This is a genomic window from Achromobacter sp. SIMBA_011 (assembly GCF_046535435.1).
Taxonomy (GTDB): domain Bacteria; phylum Pseudomonadota; class Gammaproteobacteria; order Burkholderiales; family Burkholderiaceae_B; genus Achromobacter; species Achromobacter dolens.
In genome coordinates this window covers 1-235 of record NZ_JAWRWN010001233.1, presented here as the reverse complement: position 1 = coordinate 235, position 235 = coordinate 1, and the positions used below count along the sequence as shown (strand labels likewise).

The following is a 235-nucleotide window of genomic DNA, read 5'->3' as shown; positions in this document are numbered from 1 at the left end:
GTGGCTCGCGGGCACGGGCGCCGCGGCGGGCATCGCGCTCATCAACTCGATCGGCAATCTCGCGGGCTTCCTGAGCCCGTACGCCGTGGGCTGGCTCAAGCAGGCGACCGCCGCCAACGACTCGGGCATGTACATGCTCGCGGCGTTCATGATCCTCGGCGGGCTGCTCGCGCTGTCGGCGCCGAAGACGCTGGTCGATCGATAAACATGCTTCGATAAAAGAAAACGGCCGCTA

1 pseudogene is annotated in these 235 nt (G+C 66.0%); it reads left to right on the top strand.

The features are described from left to right. Positions 1–205 (top strand): annotated as a pseudogene (locus SB816_RS34985) (MFS transporter); the annotation flags it as partial. Positions 206–235: the final 30 nt, after the last annotated feature.